This window comes from Bradyrhizobium sp. ARR65, assembly GCF_000472385.1.
GTDB lineage: Bacteria > Pseudomonadota > Alphaproteobacteria > Rhizobiales > Xanthobacteraceae > Bradyrhizobium.
This window is the reverse complement of sequence record NZ_AWZU01000022.1, coordinates 1-21,859: the sequence shown is the minus strand read 5'-3', so window position 1 is coordinate 21,859 and position 21,859 is coordinate 1. Positions and strand designations below refer to the sequence as shown.

At 56.7% G+C, this 21,859-nt stretch carries 12 protein-coding genes and 1 tRNA gene; 8 read left to right on the top strand and 5 right to left on the bottom strand.

Annotated features, from left to right (window positions below; all coding sequences use genetic code 11):
• Positions 1-115: 115 nt before the first annotated feature.
• From F758_RS0122935 to F758_RS0122910, 6 genes are all read left to right on the top strand, one after another.
• Positions 116-191 (top strand) — tRNA-Phe (locus F758_RS0122935).
• 85 nt (positions 192-276) lie between these two features.
• Positions 277-1,836, top strand: a complete 1,560-nt coding sequence (locus tag F758_RS0122930; protein WP_024510062.1) for a DUF6538 domain-containing protein — start codon at positions 277-279, stop codon at positions 1,834-1,836.
• A gap of 83 nt (positions 1,837-1,919) precedes the next feature.
• A complete protein-coding gene (locus F758_RS0122925; RefSeq protein ID WP_024510061.1) occupies positions 1,920-3,962 on the top strand; it encodes a site-specific DNA-methyltransferase in 2,043 nt (680 codons plus the stop codon).
• Positions 3,962-6,892, top strand: coding sequence for a DEAD/DEAH box helicase family protein (locus tag F758_RS0122920; RefSeq protein ID WP_024510060.1), 2,931 nt, complete (start codon positions 3,962-3,964; stop codon positions 6,890-6,892). Before F758_RS0122925 ends, F758_RS0122920 begins: the two co-directional genes overlap by 1 nt.
• A 185-nt stretch (positions 6,893-7,077) precedes the next feature.
• Positions 7,078-10,269 (top strand): DUF8426 domain-containing protein, encoded by a 3,192-nt coding sequence (locus F758_RS51970; protein WP_024510059.1) that lies wholly within the window; start codon positions 7,078-7,080, stop codon positions 10,267-10,269.
• Complete coding sequence (locus F758_RS0122910) at positions 10,266-11,417, top strand: McrC family protein (RefSeq protein ID WP_024510058.1); 1,152 nt, start codon at positions 10,266-10,268, stop codon at positions 11,415-11,417. The genes F758_RS51970 and F758_RS0122910 overlap by 4 nt, the downstream gene beginning before the upstream one ends.
• Here the strand turns inward: F758_RS0122910 and F758_RS44395 are convergent.
• Together F758_RS44395 and F758_RS0122900 are read right to left on the bottom strand one after the other, a co-directional pair.
• Complete coding sequence (locus tag F758_RS44395; protein WP_035722824.1) at positions 11,351-14,695, bottom strand: UvrD-helicase domain-containing protein; 3,345 nt, start codon at positions 14,693-14,695, stop codon at positions 11,351-11,353. The genes F758_RS0122910 and F758_RS44395 overlap by 67 nt on opposite strands.
• Positions 14,695-17,250 (bottom strand): PD-(D/E)XK nuclease family protein, encoded by a 2,556-nt coding sequence (locus F758_RS0122900; protein ID WP_245286563.1) that lies wholly within the window; start codon positions 17,248-17,250, stop codon positions 14,695-14,697. The genes F758_RS44395 and F758_RS0122900 overlap by 1 nt, the downstream gene beginning before the upstream one ends.
• 274 nt (positions 17,251-17,524) lie before the next feature.
• Between F758_RS0122900 and F758_RS44390 the strand changes: the two genes are divergently transcribed.
• Both F758_RS44390 and F758_RS0122890 read left to right on the top strand, forming a co-directional pair.
• Complete coding sequence (locus tag F758_RS44390) at positions 17,525-18,583, top strand: agmatine deiminase family protein (RefSeq protein ID WP_024510056.1); 1,059 nt, start codon at positions 17,525-17,527, stop codon at positions 18,581-18,583.
• 9 nt (positions 18,584-18,592) lie between these two features.
• Complete coding sequence (locus F758_RS0122890; RefSeq protein WP_035722823.1) at positions 18,593-19,285, top strand: DNA-3-methyladenine glycosylase; 693 nt, start codon at positions 18,593-18,595, stop codon at positions 19,283-19,285.
• Here F758_RS0122890 and F758_RS0122885 read toward each other — a convergent pair.
• From F758_RS0122885 to F758_RS0122875, 3 genes are all read right to left on the bottom strand, one after another.
• Complete coding sequence (locus F758_RS0122885; protein WP_024510054.1) at positions 19,261-20,286, bottom strand: helix-turn-helix transcriptional regulator; 1,026 nt, start codon at positions 20,284-20,286, stop codon at positions 19,261-19,263. The two genes, F758_RS0122890 and F758_RS0122885, sit on opposite strands and share 25 nt — an antisense overlap.
• 65 nt (positions 20,287-20,351) lie before the next feature.
• Entirely contained in the window at positions 20,352-21,419 is a 1,068-nt protein-coding gene (locus F758_RS0122880; RefSeq protein WP_024510053.1) for a hypothetical protein, read from the bottom strand.
• Positions 21,420-21,599: 180 nt separating this feature from the next.
• A partial coding sequence (locus F758_RS0122875; RefSeq protein ID WP_024510052.1) for a transposase domain-containing protein occupies positions 21,600-21,859 on the bottom strand: 260 nt, incomplete at its 5' end.

Here is a 21,859-nt window from a genome sequence, read left to right as displayed (position 1 = left end):
ACGCGGAGCAAGGCGAAGCCTGGAAGCGTGGAAGCAAGGTTTACAGACCCGCCTCAGGCCACTATAAGCGGCCCGCTCGGTGGCCCGCGCCTATCTCCTTGGGCCCGTTCGAGATGCCCAGGTAGCTCAGTTGGTAGAGCATGCGACTGAAAATCGCAGTGTCGGTGGTTCGATTCCGCCCCTGGGCACCACGGCGCAACTAAGTGCCTGATTTCCCCAGCAATTCAGCAAGATCAAAGGCTTAGCGCTACCCGATTGGCACAACAGGGTGGTACAATGCCGCTTGCAATGTCACGTCCGTGGAAGCATCCGAAAACCGGAATCTACCAGCTCCGAAAGGTCGTACCGGAGGACCTGCGTCAGCTCGTGGGCAAGCGCGAGGAGAAACTCAGTCTCCAAACGCGTGATCCCGTGGAGGCGAAGCAGCGCTTTGCGAAGGCGCTCGCCGAGCTCGAGGCCCGCTGGGCCAACTTGCGCGCCGGGCCGAAATCGCTCTCGGAGCGTGAGGCGCATCAACTGGCGGTCGTCGCGCACGATCGATGGCTGGAGCAGTACAGAGACAATCCGAGCCAGCAGACCTTTTGGGACACCAGCCTCCGAGATCGACTGTTTGGGCCCCCAAAGACCGACAAAGAGCTGTTGGCTGAGGTTGAGCGCTTGCGCAACTTTTCTGTCCTCGACGGGCCAGAGGATAAGATCTTCCGGATGGAGCAATGGTGTTTGCAAGCAGCTGACGACTGCCTCGCGCTGCACGGGTTGGTCGTCGATGATCAGAGCCGACGGACTTTGGCGCGCGCCATCGCGGCTGGCATTCAGCGCGCCAGCCTGACTTTGGCGAGGCTAGCGAAAGGGGAGTTCGTTTCGAATTCGTTCTTCTCGCCTATAGGGTTGGTTTCAGCACCCCCGATTTCGCTCCCGCCGCAGCGAGCAGTCTCATTCCAAGACTTGCTGGATGGCTGGTCCGCCGAGCGGCGGCCGGTTGCCAAGACAGTATACGAATGGTCGCGGGTTATCCGAGAACTGGAGAAGTACCTCGGACACAGCGACGCTCATCGACTGACTCCGGACAACCTTGTTGAGTGGAAGCGATCGATGATCGCCGCGGGACTACGAGCGAAAACTATCCAAGGTTCAAAGCTGTCCCCGGTGCGAGCGGTCCTGCAATGGGGTGTTCAGAACAAACTGCTCAGTTCGAATGCTGCCGAAGGCATTTCGCTCGACGTCAAGAGCAAGAACAGCGAGAGGAAGCGGAGCTTCTCCGACGAAGAAGCCAAAATTATTCTTCGAGCTGCTCTGTCAGAGAAGGATCCGGTCAAGAGATGGGTACCGTGGATCGGGGCATACACCGGAGCTCGGATTTCCGAGATCTGTCAGTTGCGTTCGGAAGATGTTCTGAAGATCGAGGACATCCCGTGCTTCAAATTTGCTCCGGAAGCAGGATCACTCAAAACTAGCGGCTCGGAACGAATTGTTCCGCTGCACCCGGCGCTCATTGAAAGTGGTCTGCTCAATTTCGTCTCCCGAGTCAAATCCGGGCCTTTATTTGCTGATCTTTCCCCGGACAAGTTTGGCAAGCGAGGAGGCAACGGGACCAAAGTCATCGGTCGATTTGTTCGCCAGCTCGGCTTGAAGGATCCACGGCTTTCACCAAGCCACTCCTGGCGCCACCGGATCAAGACGTTAGGACGGAAGTATGGTCTCGCCCAAGACATCCTGAATGCTATTACTGGTCATGGCTCGAAATCCGTTGCTGATTCGTATGGCGAGTTTCCAGTGGACGCTCTCTTCCGAGAACTCTGCAAAATCCCTCCCTTCGAACTCGATAGACGGATTTAAGCTGGTGCGAGATCGTCAGAAACGAAGTTCGCAATAGTAGGGCCACTCTGAGCGGCTCGTCGGTTGCGGTGGGGGCATTTTGAATGAAGAGTCTTTTGGATCAGCTTCCGTCCATAGTGGCGGATGGCAAAAAAGAGGCTGAGCGCGTGATGGAGCGAGCCGAGAGCAACTATCGCCTCGGTCTCCAAACGCGTGAGCTGGTCATCCCGTCTAAGGACAGCAACTGGCAGGAGCTCTTCAAGGCTAATGTCGCATCTGCCGCCAACGCCACCCTCGCATACCCCAACACGCTTATATATGGGGACAATCTATTGGCCATGGCGGCTTTACTCGCGGGCGATGATCGCACGCCTTCGATGCGCGGCAAAATTGACCTGATCTATATTGATCCACCTTTCGACAGCAAGGCGGACTACAGAACTAAGATAACGCTGACGGGCACCAGCTTAGAACAACGGCCCACTGCAATTGAGCAATTTGCGTACTCGGATACGTGGGCAAAGGGCTCGGCAAGCTACTTAGCAATGCTCATGCCTCGCCTTTTTCTTATGCGAGAGCTCATGTCAGAAACCGGATCAATCTACGTCCACCTCGACTATCACGTCTGCCATTATGTGAAAGTTGCCCTCGATACGATATTTGGAGCCGACTGCTTTAGAAATGAGATCGTCTGGAAACGGCAGACAGCGCACAGCGACCCAAAACGCTTCGGACCAATTCACGAGGTAATTTTCTATTATGGCAGGGGCGCGGAGACTCCCTTCAACATCCAGTATGCTCCCTATGACCAAAGCTATATCGATTCCCACTATTCGTTGAAGGATGAGAATGGCCGCAGATATCAACTTGGAGATTTGACAGCTCGAGGCCCGCGAAAGGGGTTGCAGTATACGTTTCGCGGAATCGACCCCCCGCCTGGTCGGGTCTGGACTATGCTTCCGGATAAAATGGAGGAGCTTTACCAAGCCGGACGAATTGTTTTCACATCTGGGGGGACACCTCGGCGAAAGCGATATTTGGATGAAATGCCAGGAGTTCCATTACAAGACATTTGGACCGACGTGTTTCCGGTGAACTCGCAAGCGTTAGAGGCCACCGAGTATGCGACTCAGAAGCCAGAAGCGTTACTTGAGCGTATAATAAAGGCGTCTTCAGATGAAGGAGCATTGGTGGCTGATTTTTTTGTCGGCTCCGGCACCACTGCGGCAGTTGCGGAGCGCCTCGGCCGGCGATGGATCGTATCGGACCTTGGAAAGCCGGCCTGCATGATCAGCCGCAAACGGTTGATTGACCAAAACGCTAAGCCTTTCCTCTATCAGCACATCGGCGATTACCAAGTCGAGCAAATGCGTTCGACCATGGGCAGCAAATTTCGCATCGGCGATCTTGCGGAGATCGTGCTTGGCCTTTACGGCGCGCTGCCGTTGCCCGTTGAAGAAAATCCAAACAAGAACATGGGCCGGGTGCAGGGGGGTAAGACCCTTGTTCTGGCAGATAGCCCGAACAAGATGACCGGTCTCGGAACACTTCGTCGTGCCATCGAAATTCGAGACAACCTTATGGGCGGCTGGGACAAAGTGGTGGTACTTGGGTGGAACTTCTCGCCGACTATCGGCCACGACATCGAAGCACTTGGCCAAGCAGAAAGGCTCCAGGTTCTCGTCATCCCGCCCGATCTGCTCGACCGTTTGAAAAAGAAAGGTCACAAGCTGAGAGCCGATGAAGTGCGGTTCTCATCCTTGCAGTACCTCAAGCTTGGTGCGGTAAAGCGCGTGCTTCAGGAGAGCGGCGAATCTCTCTCGATCTCCATTGCGAACTATGTGCTGCTCTCGCCGGAGGCGCTTAATCTCGACGAAGCGAACCGCGATAAGCTGCAAAGGATCATAAACAGCGATCCGCTCGCGTTGATCGAGTATTGGAGCGTCGATCCCGACTATGATGGTGAGGTGTTCCGCTCTGTCTGGCAGGACTATCGCGGGAACACAGAGAATGACGGGGACCCGTACCGTGTCACGACCACGGCGCGGCTTGCGGGCTTGCCCAAGAAGGACGGCGCTCGTCGCATCTGTGTACGTGTGGTTGATGTGTTCGGTTTTGAAGCCGAAGCGACAGTTGAGGTGCGGTGATGGCCAGCATCAATGATCTCCCACTTGCCAAGGGGCTGACAGCCAAGGTTGAGGAGGTTTGCGCCGGTCTGGAAACGGGACAAGCGCCTATCCTTGAGCAGGTTTCGGAAACGACCGCGGAGCTGCTGAAATGGTGGTTCCAGTCGGAGTTTCAGGACGCTCGCAGCTTCAATTTTCACCTGGGTCAGCGTCAGGCGGTTCTGAACGTCATCTATGCCCATGAGGTGCTCGGCACTACCACTCTGCAAGACCTCTATCAAATTGCCGCGCCCGATGTGCTCTTAGCCAGCACGCGCGATTCTGAGATCATCCGCGCGCCCAAGAATGCTTATCCCAAATATTGCCTCAAGATGGCGACTGGCACCGGCAAGACTTGGGTACTGCAGGCCCTCATGGTTTGGCAGATTCTCAACGCGAACCGCTCACCGGACAATCCGCATTACACTAAGAATTTCCTGATCGTCGCGCCTGGCCTGATTGTCTATGACCGACTGCTTGATGCCTTCATGGGAAAGGAGCGCGAGGGTAAGCGCAACTTTGCTAACTCCGATCTGTCCGTGTTTCAGGAGCTATTCATACCTGACGCCTACAGGGATGAAGTCTTCCGGTTCGTGCAAGGAGCGGTCTGCCCTAAGGAAGACATCGGACGCAGGGTGACGGCCGGAGGCGTGATCGCCATTTCCAATTGGCACGTGCTGTCTGAAGAAGGCGAACCGCTTGAGGAAGAGGAGGTGCTCCCTCCTGGCGAAACCCCCGACCCAGCTGCGGTCGTGCAGAGCATTCTTCCGCTCACGCCGGGCACGAGCCAGGGGAACGATCTTGATGTCCTTAATCGCCGCTACGAGCGCGGTGGCATCCTCGCCTATCTCAAGGATTTGACAAGCCTCATGGTCTTCAATGACGAGGCTCACCACATCCACGACTTCAAGCGCGAAGGCGAAGTGACTGAGGTTGAGTGGCAGAAGAGCCTGAACCTGATTGCCGAGCCGAAGGCCAGCCGCTTCGTCCAGGTGGACTTCTCAGCTACGCCGTACAACGAGGTTGGTACCGGAAAGAACAGCCGTAGGTCCTTCTTCCCGCACATCGTGGTCGACTTCGACCTGAAGACGGCCATGAAGGCCGGGCTGGTCAAATCCCTTGTCCTGGATAAGCGATCAGAAATCGGCGCGCTCAGCCACGAGGAATTGGACTTCAAGGCCGACCGCGACGAGAATGGAAATCCCTTACTTTCCGAAGGTCAGCGCATCATGCTGCGGGCGGGCTTGACCAAGCTGCGCAAGCTTGAGGCCGACTTCTCGGGCCTTGATCCGGACAAGCATCCTAAAATGTTGGTCGTCTGCGAAGACACTACCGTCACGCCCCTTGTCGCCGAATTTATGAGAGGCGAGGGCGTCGCGGACGATGAGGTGCTGCGCATCGATTCCAATCGCAAAGGTGAATTGAAAACGGACGAATGGAAGGTGCTGCGCGAACGCCTGTTCGACGTTGACCGTCACAAATCGCCGCGCGTCATCATCAGCGTGCTGATGCTGCGCGAGGGATTCGATGTCAACAATATCTGTGTCATTGTTCCGCTCCGCGCATCGAGCGCTGGAATTCTTCTGGAGCAGACGGTCGGCCGCGGCCTGCGCCTGATGTGGCGCGGCAATGAGTACGACGATATCAAACGGGAAAATCGCCAACTAATACGGTCCGGCAAAACGCCCGCCAACATGATAGACATTCTGTCCATCGTTGAGCATCCGGCTTTCCAGCACTTCTATGACGAATTGATACGGGAAGGTGTCGCGGCGGAGGCCGACGACGAAGACGATCGGAACACTACCTCTACCGGGGATCTGATCTCTGTCGGGCTGCGCTCGGGATTTCAGGAGTTCGATTTTGCTATTCCCTTCATCTTGCGCGAGCAGGTGGAGGAATTGGAGGACACGCAGATCGATCCCGCAGCGCTTGCCCCGTTCGGATCCTTCTCGCTTGACCAACTTAAGAAGCAGATCGGGCAGGGCGAGAAATTCCATTCTGAGGACGTTCAGGCGCGCACGCGATTTGGCGATTACCGCGTGCACGGCGGCGTGATGACGGCAACGGGATATAACGAGTATCTCTCCCGCATCACGCGCCGGATTACGGAAGCCGTGACGCTCACCGACACAACAAGCAGTTCCAAGGCGTTCGCTAACGCAAGCAAATTTCCATATATCCAGATCAATCGGGCGGAGCTTGCCGAAGGCATCGATACCTTCATCCGCCAGCGTCTTTTCGGCCAAACCCTCGATCCACTGGTCGACGAAAATTGGCGCGTTCTTCTGATCGACCCTATAACCGAACATATTATTAAAGAGTGGGCACGCGCAATCCTTGAGGCTGAGGATAGCGTGGTCGTCGCCGAGGCCGAGGTAGCGCATCGTCGCCTCTCCGAAATACCCAAGCTCGCGATGCGTCAAGGCTCATCCCTAGCCGTTCAGAAGGCGATTTATCTCCGTCTGCCATATCCGTCCCGGAACGGTGGGCTCGAACAGGCCTTCATGGAAGCGAGCGAGCGCGATGCTAGCGTCGATGCCTACTGCAAGATCAATGAACAAAAACACACGTTCGCGCGACTCCGCTACATCAAAGAAGACGGCCTTCCGGCGTTCTACTCACCCGATTTCTTTGTTCGGGCGGCAAGCGACATTTACCTCGTCGAGACAAAAGCGCAGGGGCAGATAACCAGTCCGAACGTCCTCCGGAAGCGCAGGGCCGCTATCGCATGGTGCGACCGTATCAATGCCCTGCCGCCCGAGCAGCGTAGCGGTAAGGCCTGGCACTACGTCTTGCTTGGCGAGGACACCTTTTATAGATGGCGGGACAAGGGCGGCTCGATCGGCGATCTGCTGGCCTTCGCTAAGCTGCGACCGGCTGATACGGGGCAAACGAAGTTCGCTTTCTAAGCCAGATCAAAGTACAACGGGGGCCAAATCCAGATTTGTGAAGGTGACAGCGATTGTGCGCGTGGCTCAGGCCTCGACGACGCGTTCGCAGTGAAGCCGCAGCAGTGGCGCATACGCCAGGCCGCAGCGGGCTGCTCTCAATTGGCGGTCATTCGGGGTGTATCTAACTGTATCGGGGGAAGGCCTTGAATAAGGAAGGCTTTAAGCAGTGGCTGGAAGCCAAGAATCTCACAGAGAGCAGTGTAGCAACAAGGATTTCGGCAGTCAGTCGGATAGAGAAATTTCTTCCGCAGTTGGGCGTTGAAGACGCCGACCTTGATACCGCTTTCGACAATGACTCGCTTCAGTCAACCAAAGCTGCACTGCAGAAGCTGAGGACCAACGCAGAGCATGGAGGCAAGGATTATCGGGTGCTTTTGCCTGGCTCGGAAAGCCCCATACCTCGATTAGAGAATTTTATCGAGTGGCTTGGCAACTACCGCTCGTTTAGGGAGGGCCTTTCTGAAGCGAGCGAGACCGCGGCTGATCGCATTCGGCAGTACGTGCTCCAGCACTACATTGCCCCTGCCCGGGACCGCGGAGACGACGCCGTCGTAGTGGAAGTTCGTAAGGTACACGACGCTCTCTCACTTTATCAAAATTGGGCAAATGTCTGCCAGGCCTTAGCTGGATCAAGATTACAGACCTTAGCAAATGTCGCCCCTCCCACTAGGCAGGGAGCTGAAGCGAGCCCGGCGACCACGTTTATCTTCGATCTCCGCGCCCCAGCATTTTCGATCGAGGTTGTCCAGCACGAACTCGTTCGACGGTTTGGAGAACCCATCAAATCTGTCCAGAAAATTTTGGCGTTTCGGCTACCGGATGGTCGCGAGATCGCTGTAGACAAAGAGCGTCCTCCTGCACAGCTTTGGATTGGAGCGACGCGCCCGATCCCTTCCGAATTCGGACCGCGGTCGTATGCCTCAAATGAGAATCGTCATCATGGTCTTCCGCCACGCCTGAACCACTCGTCTCCGGAAGCTCAGCCCGTGGCGATGGTCCGAACAAAGACGCTCTCAGAATTTGTCAGGTTACTCGATTGGTATGAGAAGCCTTGCGTGACTATGAACCGCCAGCAGCTCGAAAATTACAAACGTCTTTTTTTGGCCCGTTACCCAGACTTTGAACCGGCAGCGTTTAGCAAGAGCGAGGGCGGCTATTTCAAGGAGGAGAGATCCTACAAAGATAAGCTCATCAAACTGGCCCAGGACGCTATGGCCGATTTGGCAGATAAGGATGATGTGACACTGGGCGCTCGGCTCCTCGACATCCTAACGGGGCAAGCCGACACGCCAAGCCTGCTCCTGGGTTGGCGCACGGACGCGCGCATTAAAGCCCTTCGTACTCAGTATCCCGACAAGTTGGAGCGTGAGGCTGGGCGCCTCGCGCGAGCTGACGACCTCGGCGCCGGCATATCGAACTTTATCGATGCGATTTGGCCCTTGCTTGCGGGCAGCCAACCGACTCAGCCTTACAGCGAGAGCCGGAATATTCCGACAATGCTGGCGGCGCTGACTCATCCCAAGCAAGCGTATGGAATCAATACAGATCCTGTAAATAGGCTAGGCCGCGCGCTCATCGGCGAGCCGATTTTCGGCGCGAATCCGTTAACCTCCAAGGAATATGGCGAGGTTCTGGCTCTAACAGGGAGCATTCGCGAGGTAATGGAGACCGAGTGGGCTTGGGCTCCTCGGGATCTGTGGGATGTCCAAGGATTTGTATGGGCGGTCCACCGTAACGATCAGCCAGCTTTGTCGGACGGAGCCCAGGAGGGTGTCCATATGGAAACGTCTATGCGACCAGTTAATTTGATCTTGTACGGCCCTCCCGGAACAGGAAAGACCTATACGACTGCACGAGAGGCGGTGCGGCTGTGCACAGGTTCAGCGCCGGAGGGCAGAAAAGAACTGATGGCGGAATATTCTCGTCTTGCTGCTTCCGGGCGCATCGAATTTGTGACGTTCCACCAGTCCTACAGCTACGAAGAATTCGTCGAAGGTTTGCGCCCTCATCAAGGGAATGGAGAGGTTACAGGACTAGGTGACGAACCCTCGCAAGGAAACGCATCTCAGTCGGCAGGATTCCGGCTCGTACCCGAACCCGGACTCTTTCGCCGGATCGCGCGGCGCGCGGAGACCAGCACAGGCCCAGGAAATTCCGGCGTAAAGGTCGGAGACCGCCAAGTTTTTAAGATGTCGATTGGTGAAGCCGCCAATCCTGACGACGCCTACCTGTTCGAGGAAGCGTTGGATCGAGGTTACACGCTCTTGGGCTGGGGTAACATCGATTGGTCGGATGAGCGGTTCGCGCATAGAGAGGCCTTCGTTGAAGCCTGGAAGGCCGCCTCTCCCGGCGAACCTCCGCCTACCGCCATGAGCGCCCGTGTTCAATGTCCCCATATTTTTCGCAACTGGATGAAAGAAGGCGATCTCGTCATCGTCTCGAAGGGCAATAGTCTCTTCCGTGCGATTGGCCTGGTGGCTGGCAAATACGAGTATGCGCCACGTGAAAGCGGAGAGTACTGCCACCGGCGCGCGGTTCGTTGGCTCTGGCATGACCGCGCCGGTGCGCCCGTCGAAGAAATCTACGCGCGCGGGTTTTCGATGAGGTCCATTTATCTCCTGACCCATGCGGACCTGAATATTCCTGCGCTGGAGCGCTATATGGCGAGCCAGCAGCCCAGCGGCGGTAGTGGTCCAGAGTCGTTCGTCCTGATTATCGACGAGATCAATCGCGCGAACATCTCGAAGGTCTTCGGCGAGCTGATCACTCTCATTGAGCCGGACAAAAGGCTCAATGCTTTAAACGAACTGAAGCTTAGGCTGCCCTACTCGCGCGATCTGTTTGGAGTTCCCTCCAACCTCCACATCATCGGTACAATGAACACCGCCGATCGCTCCATCGCATTGCTCGACACGGCTCTGCGAAGGCGTTTTCAATTCCGCGAGCTGATGCCAAACCCGGGTGCACTTTCAGATGCCAGCGAAAGAACCGGAGTGAATTTGGTGAAGCTGCTGGCCACGCTCAATGAGCGCATCGAATATCTTTTCGATCGCGAGCATCAGATAGGCCACGCCTACTTCATTGACTGTGTGGCGAGGCCCGATGTTGATATGGTTATGCGGGACAAAGTTATTCCTCTGTTGACGGAATACTTCTACGAGGATTGGAGCAAGGTGGCTGCTGTGCTCGGAGACACGAACGGGGACGGGCATTTTCTCGAACGCACTTTGCTCAAGCCACCCGCCGGATTCGAGCTCGATGAGACTGCAGAAGCCCGCTACCGCTGGAGCGTCAAAACGCCCTTCAGCAGCTCCTGCTACGAACAATTCCAGTGATCCGCCGTACCATCCTCGAATGGCAGTCGTTGAGATATGGCCCCGGGGATGACCGCATCCCCGAATGGGCCGCTGATCGTATCGCATCGGTCGCGCGCAAATCGCCCCTTGGCGGTGAGGGTGGCGCACGAGTACTAAGTCATGGGCGCAACGAGATCCGAGCTGGCCAGGTTGTTGGCATGATTGCGGCCGAAGATTGTGCCCTCGAAATTCTTCCCAAGATCGATTTCGCAGGAGTCTCGGATTCTGGTGCGGTGAACAAACAGATCCGGACGCAGCTCGTACACATGCTAGCAGTCGTCCTGGACTTGGACATCGACGCCGGGAATATCACAAACCTCGGTTGGCAGCGAGAAAATATACTCGAAATACTCATTCGTTTGTTTGCCAGGAAGCTTGCCGATTTGGTTCGGCAAGGCATGCCACGACGCTACATCGATTCCGAAGAGGACTTGCCATCACTGCGTGGTAGGTTGAATGTTACGCGTCAGTTTACCACGTTTGCCGCGACTCCGCAGAAACTCGCCTGCCAATTCGATGCGTTGTCTCCCGATATTGCTCTAAACCAAATCATGAAGGCGGCGGTGCGGCGCTTGGCCAGTGTTTCCGCGTCGACTGAGAATCAGAGACTTCTACGAGAGCTTGCCTTCGTCTATGCGGATATTTCGCCCGTGCCGGTCCCAGCACTTCGCTGGGCCGAGCTCGTACTGGACCGAACGAACTCGCGCTGGCGCGAACTGGTTAGCTTGGCGAAACTGCTCTTAGGCGACAGATTTCAGACGACGTCGGCAGGCTCTGGCCGCGGCTTCTCATTACTGTTCGAGATGAACACGTTGTTTGAGGAATACGTTGCGCGAATGCTGAAGCGTGCGCTGAATGGGAGTGGCCTGAACGTCCATGCTCAAGGCGGAGGGCTCTATTGTCTCCAGGATATTAGTACCGGGGCACAGCGTTTTTTAACGAGACCTGACCTCCTTTTAAGAGAGAATGGTTCAACTGAACTGATCATCGACACAAAATGGAAACTGCTCAGCCTTTCGGGCCGGGATAACCTCGAGATCTCAACATGCAGCGACGATGATCAAATCACATCCACGAGCTCTCCAGTGGTCATAAACACCAGCAATGCCCGAACTGCGCCGGTTTGATTGCAATATTGCTTAACCTGCCCGCGATACCTAGCCAGGCGATCCTGATCTCGTTCGACATCACTCTTCCAATCGACCACGATTTCAGCCTTGCCGTTGTCGTCACGGTAAATGGCGTCCACAACGCCGAAAGTAAGTGTCTCCACTCCGCCACTTGTTTCGGAGCCAAGAACGATTTGCTCGGGAGCTAAAGATCCACGGAGGGCAGCAATTTCGGGCAGATTCAAGCTTCGCGATACAGTTGACGCGAGCTCCGCGGGAGAAATGCCTTTGCTTGGGTCTTGGCAAGACTCCAGTCCTAACTGGGACAACAATTCAACCGCGCGCCGCTCCAGGTCTGATACCGACTCTCTCGTTTCTCCCGTTAACACCTCTTCGACTAGCTTATGAAGTACTGTGCCGCGCGTGGCGCCGCCAACCACCGTGGTCGGCTCCATGGATTCATCAGCCTGCTCCGGATCAGAAAAGATCCGCTCCTCTTCGGGTTGAACGTCGCTTTCATGACGGCTTGGCCGGTTCCAAACAATCGTGTGGTACGCCTCTGAAATTCTGCTGCCCTGCTCTCTGAACAGCTCGGCACTTTGCTTGTTTTCTTCAGGAGCCTTTAGCGCCGCTTTTTCGGTACCGAGATCGGCTGGTTCAATCGCCGTTAGACCCGAAAGACCGAGGTCGACGAGGCGCGCCCATGATTTGTCAGATACCCGTGCAGAATGACGCGGCAGGATGAGCAAATCTCGAGCTCTGGTTGCGGCAACATACCAGAGCCGAACGCGTTCACGTGCCAACTCCTGCTCATTCCAGGATTTCAGCTGAGCGTAGCTAGCCGGTTCTATCCCGAGCACGGGAATTGAAAACTCACCTGATCGTCGATCGTGCATAAGCCCGGTCTCCGACTTGGGCGCTCCACTCATGTTGATCGGAATCACGATGGGCCATTCGAGACCCTTCGCCGCATGAATTGTAATCAGAGCAACAGATTGCTCCTCGGCATCAGGACGTCCTTCGACCTGGAGAACCTGTTCCTCCCAATTTGCGCGCATGTCCCTCGCAAAGGCACGCAATCCTCGCACGTCGTAGGCGCGCGACATCTCCAGGAAAAGATCGAGATTTGCCAGCACACGATCTGCGCTAGCGGGGAAGCGGTAACGAAAATGAGCGCGAACGTTCAGTAGACTGACCGCATCCGAAAGCAGGGCGTAGGGTGTAGTCGAACGCACTCGTCGCGCGAGTGACTGCAGGATCTTAATTATGTCGCGCGCCAGCTCATGGTTGATCTTGTCGAGTTCGGTCCAGAGCGAGAGATTTGGAAGAGGATCCGATCGCGCGGGGTCGGTGGGTAGACCGTCGGCTATATCGAGCAGCTCAGTTTCCGATAGTCCAACGAGCGGACCGCGCAACAGAGCCCCTAGCGCGAGGGTATCGCGCGCATCCGCGATTGCGCGGGTCAGCGCGATGAGATCCTGGATTTCCTGCCGTCGAAAGAAACCTTTCCCGGCTTGTGTCGAGACTGGAATTCCACATTGTTCTAAGGCTTCCTCAAAGCGCCAAAGGTCGGTTCCGACAGGAGCGAGGAGGGCAATGTCGCCAAACCGGCAAGGCCGTAGGTCGCCATTCTCTCTGATCTTGAGGTTGCCGACTATTCTTGCGCAGAGCTCCGCGACCCGGTCCGCTTCTGCGTCCCGCAATTGCTCGGCGCTATCCTCGCGATCCTCAACTACTACGTCGAGTGCCGCGACCGTGAGTGCATTCTTTTCCGGAAGGCGGGTTGCTGCCAGTGCGATAAAGCCGGGCTGCCCTGCTGCCGTCGAGAGGGGGCCTGCGAACGCTCCGTTGACGAATGAAAGGATCGGCTCGACCGAACGAAAGTTAGCAACGATATTGACCAGCGATTTTTTGCCCATCGCCTCTCGCGCCCGAAGATAGGCGTTTACGTCCGCGCCGCGGAATCGATAAATGGCCTGCTTCGGATCGCCGACAAGAAAGAGCGAGCCCGGACGAAGTGTTCTTGTCAGATGATCCCCGTCTTCATGATTTGAGGTATCGCCACAGAGCCGCCAGAGGATCTCAAGCTGTAGCGGATCCGTGTCCTGAAATTCATCCACCAGGACGTGCTGATAGCGCCTCCCAAGCGCCTGCCGCACGTCTTCGTGTTTGGCCAAGAGATCCTTGGCAGTGTGCAGCAAGTCGTCGAAATCAAGCAGCGCGGCAGAACGCTTGTACTCGCTCCACTCAACGAAAAGCCGCTCCATGGCATTTACGACGCGAGCAAGAAGCTCGCCGGCGACCATCTCCATCAATTCGTTAAGCGCTGTATGGCAGGCGTCATATCTGGCGGCGCAGGCCTGGAATGCCATCGTGCCATGAGCCTTGCCCTTGCCCGCAGTAGCTGCGGCTTTCTCCCAAGCGCCTTTCGTCTTCAGCTGCCTTTTGCCTCCGGCCTGCGTGAAGCAAGCGATGTGCCGAGGAATAGTCGCTGCTTGAACAAGGGCGCGGTTTCGAGGCTGGGTGATGAGTAGATCAGAGACACCGAGCGCGTCTACCATTTCGATGAATGCCGCGCACGCTTGACTGGTTTGTTCTTCCTGAAAATCGAGCTGAGCTATCTCTTTCTGAAAGGCTTCGGCTGCCGCTGATAGGTGTTTGGCAACGGAAGTTGACCAGGCGTAATTCGGGAGCTTCGCATCACGGTTCTTCCTCAGGAAGTCCGCAATGCTTCGAATCAGACGAAGGCCACGACCTTCGTCAGCAAGCACGAGCTCGGCAATAACGTCGTCGTCGCGTTCTCCAGAGAGGTGCTCTTTAATCCAATCGAGATATCGCTCGTTGAAGGCAAGGTCTCCTTCGGTCGGATCGACGATCTCGGCGCCAGGATCTATTCCCGATTCGGCCGGATAGGGCTTAATCAGTGCCTGCGCGAAGCCATGTATGGTAGTGCAGAGCAGCTCATCAATGCATTGTTTGGCGCGGATTAAGTTTTGACGTTGATTCTCTGGTACGCCATGGGGGAAAGCCCTCGCAATGTCGTCTGGAACCTTGCCGATCGAAAGCGAGTTAACGAACCTTTCAATGCGGATTCGCAATTCGCTGGCAGCGAACTCGGTAAATGTGATCGCCGCGACATTCTTCGGGTTCACACCCTGAGCGAACAAATACGCTACCCGCCCGGCCATAATCGATGTTTTGCCTGAACCCGCGCCAGCTTCGACCAACATGGACCGATTTATGTCGGTCAGGGCGGCTGTTCGGGCGGCCCGATCCGGAAGTTCGCGCGTCTTCATTAAGGCGCCTCCCAGATCTTAACGGCGTCTCCCAGCTGCTTATCGGCAAGAGGCCGCTTCCGAGCCAGATAGCTTGGATTGGCAGGTAGCGCGAAAGCGTAGTCATTGAACTTGTCGCCCCCATCGATGCCAGGGAGCGCCAGTCCCTTTTCGATATTGCCTCGCGCACACGCTATGGCCGAAGCGAGCTTATCCAATGCCGCTTTTACATCGTTGAGCGGAAACAATGCTTCCTCGCCATCCGCCGCTCGCGGATAGAGTAGAGCTGCTTCGACCTTTACCTTGGGACCAAGTAGCGTTCGAACTGCAAAGGCGTAGAGGCAGCGCTGCAGCTCGGTGCCGCCTTTGAGCACGACATCTGCCATGTCCCGGCTCAAGCGGCCGGTCTTGTAGTCGATAACCCGCGCCTGGTGATTGTCGCCCGACAAGTCCAGCCGATCGATCTGACCTTGTATGACGACTCCCGTTCCGGGAATTTCAACCGATCGCGATGGGTCCCACGGGAGCTGACTGCGGTCGCGGCCGTCTGCCATGCCAAAAGGAATTTCGGTCCAGCTCTTCTGATTTGGCAACCGATCCAGACGATAACTTAAGGCCGCAGTCGCGACTTTGAGGGTGGCCTGCAAAGCGTTCCGCCAGATAATTGGGGGTGGCACCGGTTGCTCTGTTTCCCATCGTGCGGCCGTCATACGAACCGCCTTCTCGGTGGCTTTGGTGACCTCGTCTGAGTTGGCCTTTCCAAAGCCGCCATTTGACTCGAGCGTGGCGACGGCGATCTGGAGGGTTTCATGAACAAGAACACCGAACGTCAGCGGATCCACGCTGAAAGGTTCGTCCGCTTCTTCCGGTTGGCGCCACCCCAGAGCGTATCGCCAGACAAAGCGAATTGGATCTCGCAACAGCATCCGCAACGAAGTTGCCGACATGGGCTGTTGAAAAACTTTGTTCAGCCGCGGGTGCTTTGGACGGACAAGGCCGTCATGCGCGTTGATTTGGCGCATGTACCAATCTCGCCACGTGGCTAAGCCAGACCGCGCCGTCGGTGTAGCCCGGAATTCCGTCAGGCGAGCGGTCAAGCGATCTGGCTCGCTTGCTGCATGTTCCGGGATCCTGCCGTAACTTAGGTAGGTTTCTTTGAACTCCCCGACTAAAGGCGAGCGCCCCAACAAGCGACCCTCGACGTCACGGCGGCTGAAGGAGATCGATGCCTCGGCGGCGCTGGCGATAATGGTCGCAAAATCGCTGCGGTCCGCCTCGGACACGGGTAGAGGTTCGAGGTTCTCGATCGGAATGACGTGATCGGGAATAAGACGATCCTCGGAAATTCGGCGTGGCCATCGCCCGGCGTTCAGCGCGAGCAAGCGGACGAAAGGCCGAGGGGAGGCCGAAAGTGAAATCGCCGGCGCCCAAATCGGGTGCGACGCTGGTTCAAGATCGTCGGCAATGTGAAGCCGCGCTAGCGTAACGGGAAGTGCCGTGGCCGGCCCATCCTCAAGTGCGAGCTGCCATAACTTCAGAGGCATTCTCGGTAGCAGCTTTTCTCCGGCCTCCTGAGCTCCTGCGGGTCCCTTTTCAAGAATCTGCAGCACGTCAAGCACGATACTGGATTTATCTATCCCGCCCGGCCAAGCGGCAGGCTCAAGGGATGAGAACACCTGCTTCCAGCGGTCGAGATTTGAAAGAGGAGCCTCGGCTGGAAGAACCCGAGTCCAGTCCCGTGGCAATCCTTCGATACATCTGGTGCCGTCTAGTCGAAGCAGCAAACGCCGCACTCGCGCCTGGGAAATTCCGTTAACGAGCACGTCCGCTAGAGCTGCGGCCGTTTGACCTTCCGGAGTCGCAACGGCTTTGACGCCCTGCACGAAGTGAATCGGAATGTTTGCCTCGTGAGACAGTGCCGAAACGTAGTCGTCGTAGTCGGAAGGGCTCGCGGCTGCAATTGCGATATCTTCCGGCTTTGCCTTGCCTTCCGCGAGAAGTGATCGCATCCATCGGAAGGCTTCCAGGACCTCGTGTTGCGGAGTAGCGCAAGAGTAAACATCCGGGGCGGTCCCGGACGGCGGAGTTTGCCGAATTTCTATGTTCTTGCCGATGGCCCACTCCGGAACGGACCGCGGACCCGCTACCCAGGCGACTGGCACGCAATTCGCGAGCGCAAGGACCAATCGCCGCCAGCAAACCGGCATTTCGCTATGGCTGTGAATTTCAACGGGGCCCAACACGGCGGGTGCATGGATCAGACGGTTGAGCGCGAGATCAACCAGTACCCGCGGCGTCTTCATGGAAGGCGGCAGCCGCTGCACCACCTCCGTTTCTAGAGCGGCGAGTGCTGTTAGGCGCGGGTGCTTTGAGGTGGAGAGATCGATATCGGCTCGCCAGATCTTCTCGAGAGTGCCGACAGCGGCGCGGACCATCCCAGGTAGGCTCTTTATTGACTCAAGTTCACCGAGAGGAACTGCCGGTAATGCGTCTCGGACGGCCTTACGCAATGCATCGACATCGATGGGCCTTAGAAAGCCGCCTGCAAGGCGACCGGCAACCTGGCCCATGGTCATGATCTGAAGCCCGACGTCTCCCCGCCGCGCGGCGGCGACCCGGGCCATGTGGGCTGCAAGATTTGTATGAACGACAATCGTACGGCGACTTGGCAATACTGCGCTCACTAGGGCCCCACCCGGCAAGCAAATCATGGAAATCAACTCAAATTACTATTCCCCATTCTAGAAGGCCTGCCAATAGGAAGCCTCAGGTAGAGCCGCCAAATACGTCCAAATCTGACGTGCTGCGGTGGAAAACTTCGAGCGGGCTTCAGGACCTCAGTTTGTTTCAATGTCTCGAGACCGCATTCGCAAAGCATGCATACGGATTCCAGCCGATTGGGAGCCCCACAAATGCTGCTGGATAGCTTGGGCAGTTCATCGTGAGTGGAGCGCTCGCGACGCCGCTAGGATAAAGCGTGACCTGACTAAAGTCGTACACGCAATCGCCCGCTTCGAGTCGGTCCGCCTGCTGGCGCCGCGCGGCCGTGCGTTCCGCGAAGCCTGCAAGCGGTTTTCAGATTGCCCGGCTGTCACTGTCATTAAAGCGCCGGTAGATGATTTCTGGATGCGAGACATCATGCCGACTTTCGCTATCCGCACTCGCGGCGTTCGGAGACAAGTCGTGGCTATCGATTGGAATTTTAACGGCTGGGGCGGTACGCCCGAGCGTCCTGCTCGAGCTGGTGATCAACTTGCCAAGGCCGCTGCTTCAATCTTTGGCGTGCCGTGTGTAGCGGCATCCTTTGTAGCCGAAGGTGGGGCGTTCGCGTTCGATGGACGCGGCACTTTGATCACGACGCGAAGCTGTTTGCTCAACCCCAATCGCAATCCCGTCCGTGGAAATGCCGGCCGGCAAGCGGCTATCGCGTCAGAGTTCAAAAAATTGGGCATACGCAAAGTAATTTGGCTTGAGGGCGATATCTCCGAGCCGATAACGAGTGGTCATGTCGACGGGTATGTCCTCTGCGCACCGGGAAATAAGGTCTTGGTGGAATCGGTTGGTGATCCAGACGGCGAGCCACCCTTCTGGCGCGAGCATGACATTCAGATCCTGAAAAACGCGAGGACAATTCACGGACGCAAGCTGAAGGTAAAGTGCGTGCCCGCGCCACGGAAGCAGTATTTGAGGGGGAATCGATCTAGTTTCGCGGCGAGCTATCTAAACGTCTATCTCGCCAACGGAGCAGTGATCGGGTCGGTGTTCGGTGATAGCGAACGAGACGAACTCGCTGGCAAAGCGCTTGCCGCTGCGTTTCCTGGATGCGAAATTGTCTTGCTGCGAATCGATGCGATTGCGGCCGGCGGCGGAGGGGTGCGCTGCCTAACGCAACCGATGCCAATGCTCTGATGGTAGGACATGTCAGACGAACGAATAGATGGCTTGGAGCCACTTTCACCTGAATTCTTTATGGACGATGCTGAAATTGTCGCAAGGAAACTGATCGGGACCTTCCTGATCCTAGACTACGGAATAGGCCCTCCTGCGGGAGGGCGCATAGTCGAAACGGAAGCCTACGACGAGCAGGACGCCGCTTCATACTGCTTCCGCGGCGAAGGCTATGAGCCGTTAGACAGAAGCGAGCCAATGCGCTGTCCAGGAGGCTACGCTTACGTGTACGCCGATTCCTGCCTAAACTTTGTTTGTCGCGAGCAGGGCTATGGGAGCGCGGTTCTTATTCGGGCGCTGCAGCCGATTTGGGGGATCTCCGCCATGCAAATACGAAACGTCCCATATGATGAACGCGCTGCAGCGGAGCATGAGCGTCTGTGCTCCGGTCCCATGTGGTTGGGTGGGGCGCTGGGTGTCACGTCAAAACTCAATCGTAGATGTCTGTTCGAGCGGCCGTTCAAGCTTTACCAGCGCAACTCTGTTCCCAAGTTGGTCTGCAGCCCACGTATCAGGGTTCGTGAGTTCATGAACAAGAATCGGCCCGGCTTGAGCCCAGAGATCATAGATCAGGCAGCTCAAAAACCCTGGCGATATGCGGACAGGGGCTCAATGAAGTTTGTGAGTGAACAAGCGTCTTATCCCTGGTCGCCAGTGCTGTGAACGCGTGGCATCCGTTTGCCAGCCGAAGTCACCTTCCACAGCTCTTGATCTAGTAACATTTGCAATCGCGTGGGCGCGATGACCTGCACTTGGTCGCTCCAGGTGAACAGGTGCCAGCACATCTCCAATGCTCCGCCGGCACGAAATTGGACCACAAGCGAGCCGTCATTCTCCTCCTTGAGGGTCTGTGTCGGGTGGAAAAGATATTGCCGCGCATCGGCGGCTGCTTTAGGGCTGAATCGCCAAACAACGTCAAGGGCGTCTTCTTGAAACACACCGAATGATCGTTCCGCGAACTTCTGTAAACTGAAGCCCTTTCTTCTTCGAAACGGCGCCGCCTGAACTTCAACCCTTTCAATATTCGCAAGGCTAAATAGCCGGTAGTCGCTAACGCCCTTGCTCAGGCTGTAAGCCACGAGATAGTGCCGATTACCGTACAGAAATCCGTAAGGACACACCATCTGCAGGCTCAGTTTCCCGGTGCTTCTTGCTCGATAATGAATTCGAATCTTTCGGCAAGCGAGTATTGCGTGGCGGAGCTCCTCAAGCAGAGCATTTGGGATCGCCAGCCTTGGGCCAGGCCTGAGGGCGATCCCCTCCGCCTCCATTAGGGCTTCGAGATCTGGACCAATCCGGCGTGCCGCATCGGGTCGTATGAGCGACTTGAGTTTCGCGGAGAGCGTCTCAAGCCGTGCCGACAAGTCTGTGACGTTGTCGCGTTTTGCGAGCAGCGCGGCCGTAGTGAGAGCCGAGAGCTCCTCAGTTGAAATGCCGGCAAGATTCGCAACTGGACCAGATCGAATTCGCCATCGCTTGGGGACTTCTCCGGGATTGGCCTGCTCCATCTGGGGAAATACGCGTTCGATGGCATCGCGCATCCTTTCCGCGGTTCGGCGGCTAACCCGATAGCTTTGCTGAATTTCCTCGAGCGATATCCCTTCCGCACTCCCCCGCATGTCAAGAGCGACGCGCAGCAGAGCTTCCAACTTCTCATATCGCATTCCGGCCCCCGAGCCCTTCCCAGAGAAGGATATTACGGGGGTGCGGCAGGATTCGCCAAGCTGGCTCACGTAAGATCCGGCAACGACATCTGGACCGGCGGAGGAGCGCCTCGGACCCGCCGGCGTCGCGGTCGGGGCCTCCACGCCAGATTATCGTTCGCAACAATCTGCGTGATCGAACTGATGACTGACTCAGAAGGAATTTGGACAGCTTCGAATGCGCTGACGATCTTCTCGTATTCTTTTGGTTCAAGGTCGGTATTTTCGGGGCCTTTTACCTCGTCCAAAAACCAACCGAGGCGACCGGATCGGGTGACGGAGCAGGCGGCCTGCAGGCCAGCCTCTCGCCAGATGTAAATCGCGCACTGCCCGTGCTCTACGTTCCATACATAGCTTTCCAAACAGTTGCCCCACTTCTTCCCCAGAGCGCGTAGCTGACGACCGGAATCGATGCGTTCGGCGTAGTGCACGCGAGCTGGGGGGAGGGCGTCGGGCAGCGGTAAGCTTTCTACAATAGACTTGAGTTTGGCCAGCAGCTGGTTTGGCTGACGCGCGCGCGCGAGTTCGGAGACAAGCTGATCAAAGCTCAGTTTGCCGCTCCGCATTGACAGGCACCGCAGCCCCTTTGAAAAGGAGCTCATGTCTCCGATATTCTCGTGCATCGAGAAAACGACTCGGCGTAACTGTGGTGGCACATCGTTCATTGCCCTAATGGTAGAATCGCGGATCTCGAACGTGTGATAGATAAGACGTGCTGAGTCCGGGTCGGCAAGCAGCTTTACAAGCCCGCGGTAGCTTTCCGCCTCCATCAGGAAAGTCGGCATCACGCTGAGGGCACGCTTAAGGCCCGACGGGCGGTAACCTAACGTCGCGTCAAGAACCATTTCTGCTGCTCCTCGAAAAAGGACCTCCGTCAGCTCTGAAGAACTTGGCATACCCTCAACGTGGGCAAGAGCAGTACCGATCAGGTGCATTCTCGTTCGGCTGAGATGGATCAAATCCGATAAATGCTCAGGTTTGTACCGAAGCATGGCGATGAGGATCGGGACGGCCCATTTGAACGGTTCGAGCAGAAAACCGGGCGGTCGTTCGGCTGAGGCTAAGATATTAGATTCGGCAATAGTGCTTTTCATCGTAGGCTCCTGGCCGAGCTTACGTATCGGATCGGTGCGACAGTTTTGGACGTATTCACCGGATGCAGCAGACAAGCCAAGCCGCTAGCTGCCGTGCTGAGGCTCAGGCGAGACTTCGCCAAATCGTAAGCGGCCCTCTGGCCGCACGGCGCTGAGGGCTTGATTTCCCGCCGGAAGGCGTCAGGCGGCGAGTTTGGCGGCCGAATGTTCTGCCCAAGCCCATGGCATGAGTTCGTCGATGCGAGCGGCAGGCCAGAGGTTGACGAGCTTCGTCAGCACATCGGTGAGATAGGCTTGCGGATCGACGCCTGTTAGCTTGCAGGTCTCGATCAGCGAGGCGATGCAGGCCCAGTTCTCCGCTCCATGATCATGGCCGGCGAAGAGTGCGTTCTTGCGATTGAGCACGATCGGGCGGATGCCGCGCTCGACTATGTTGGTAT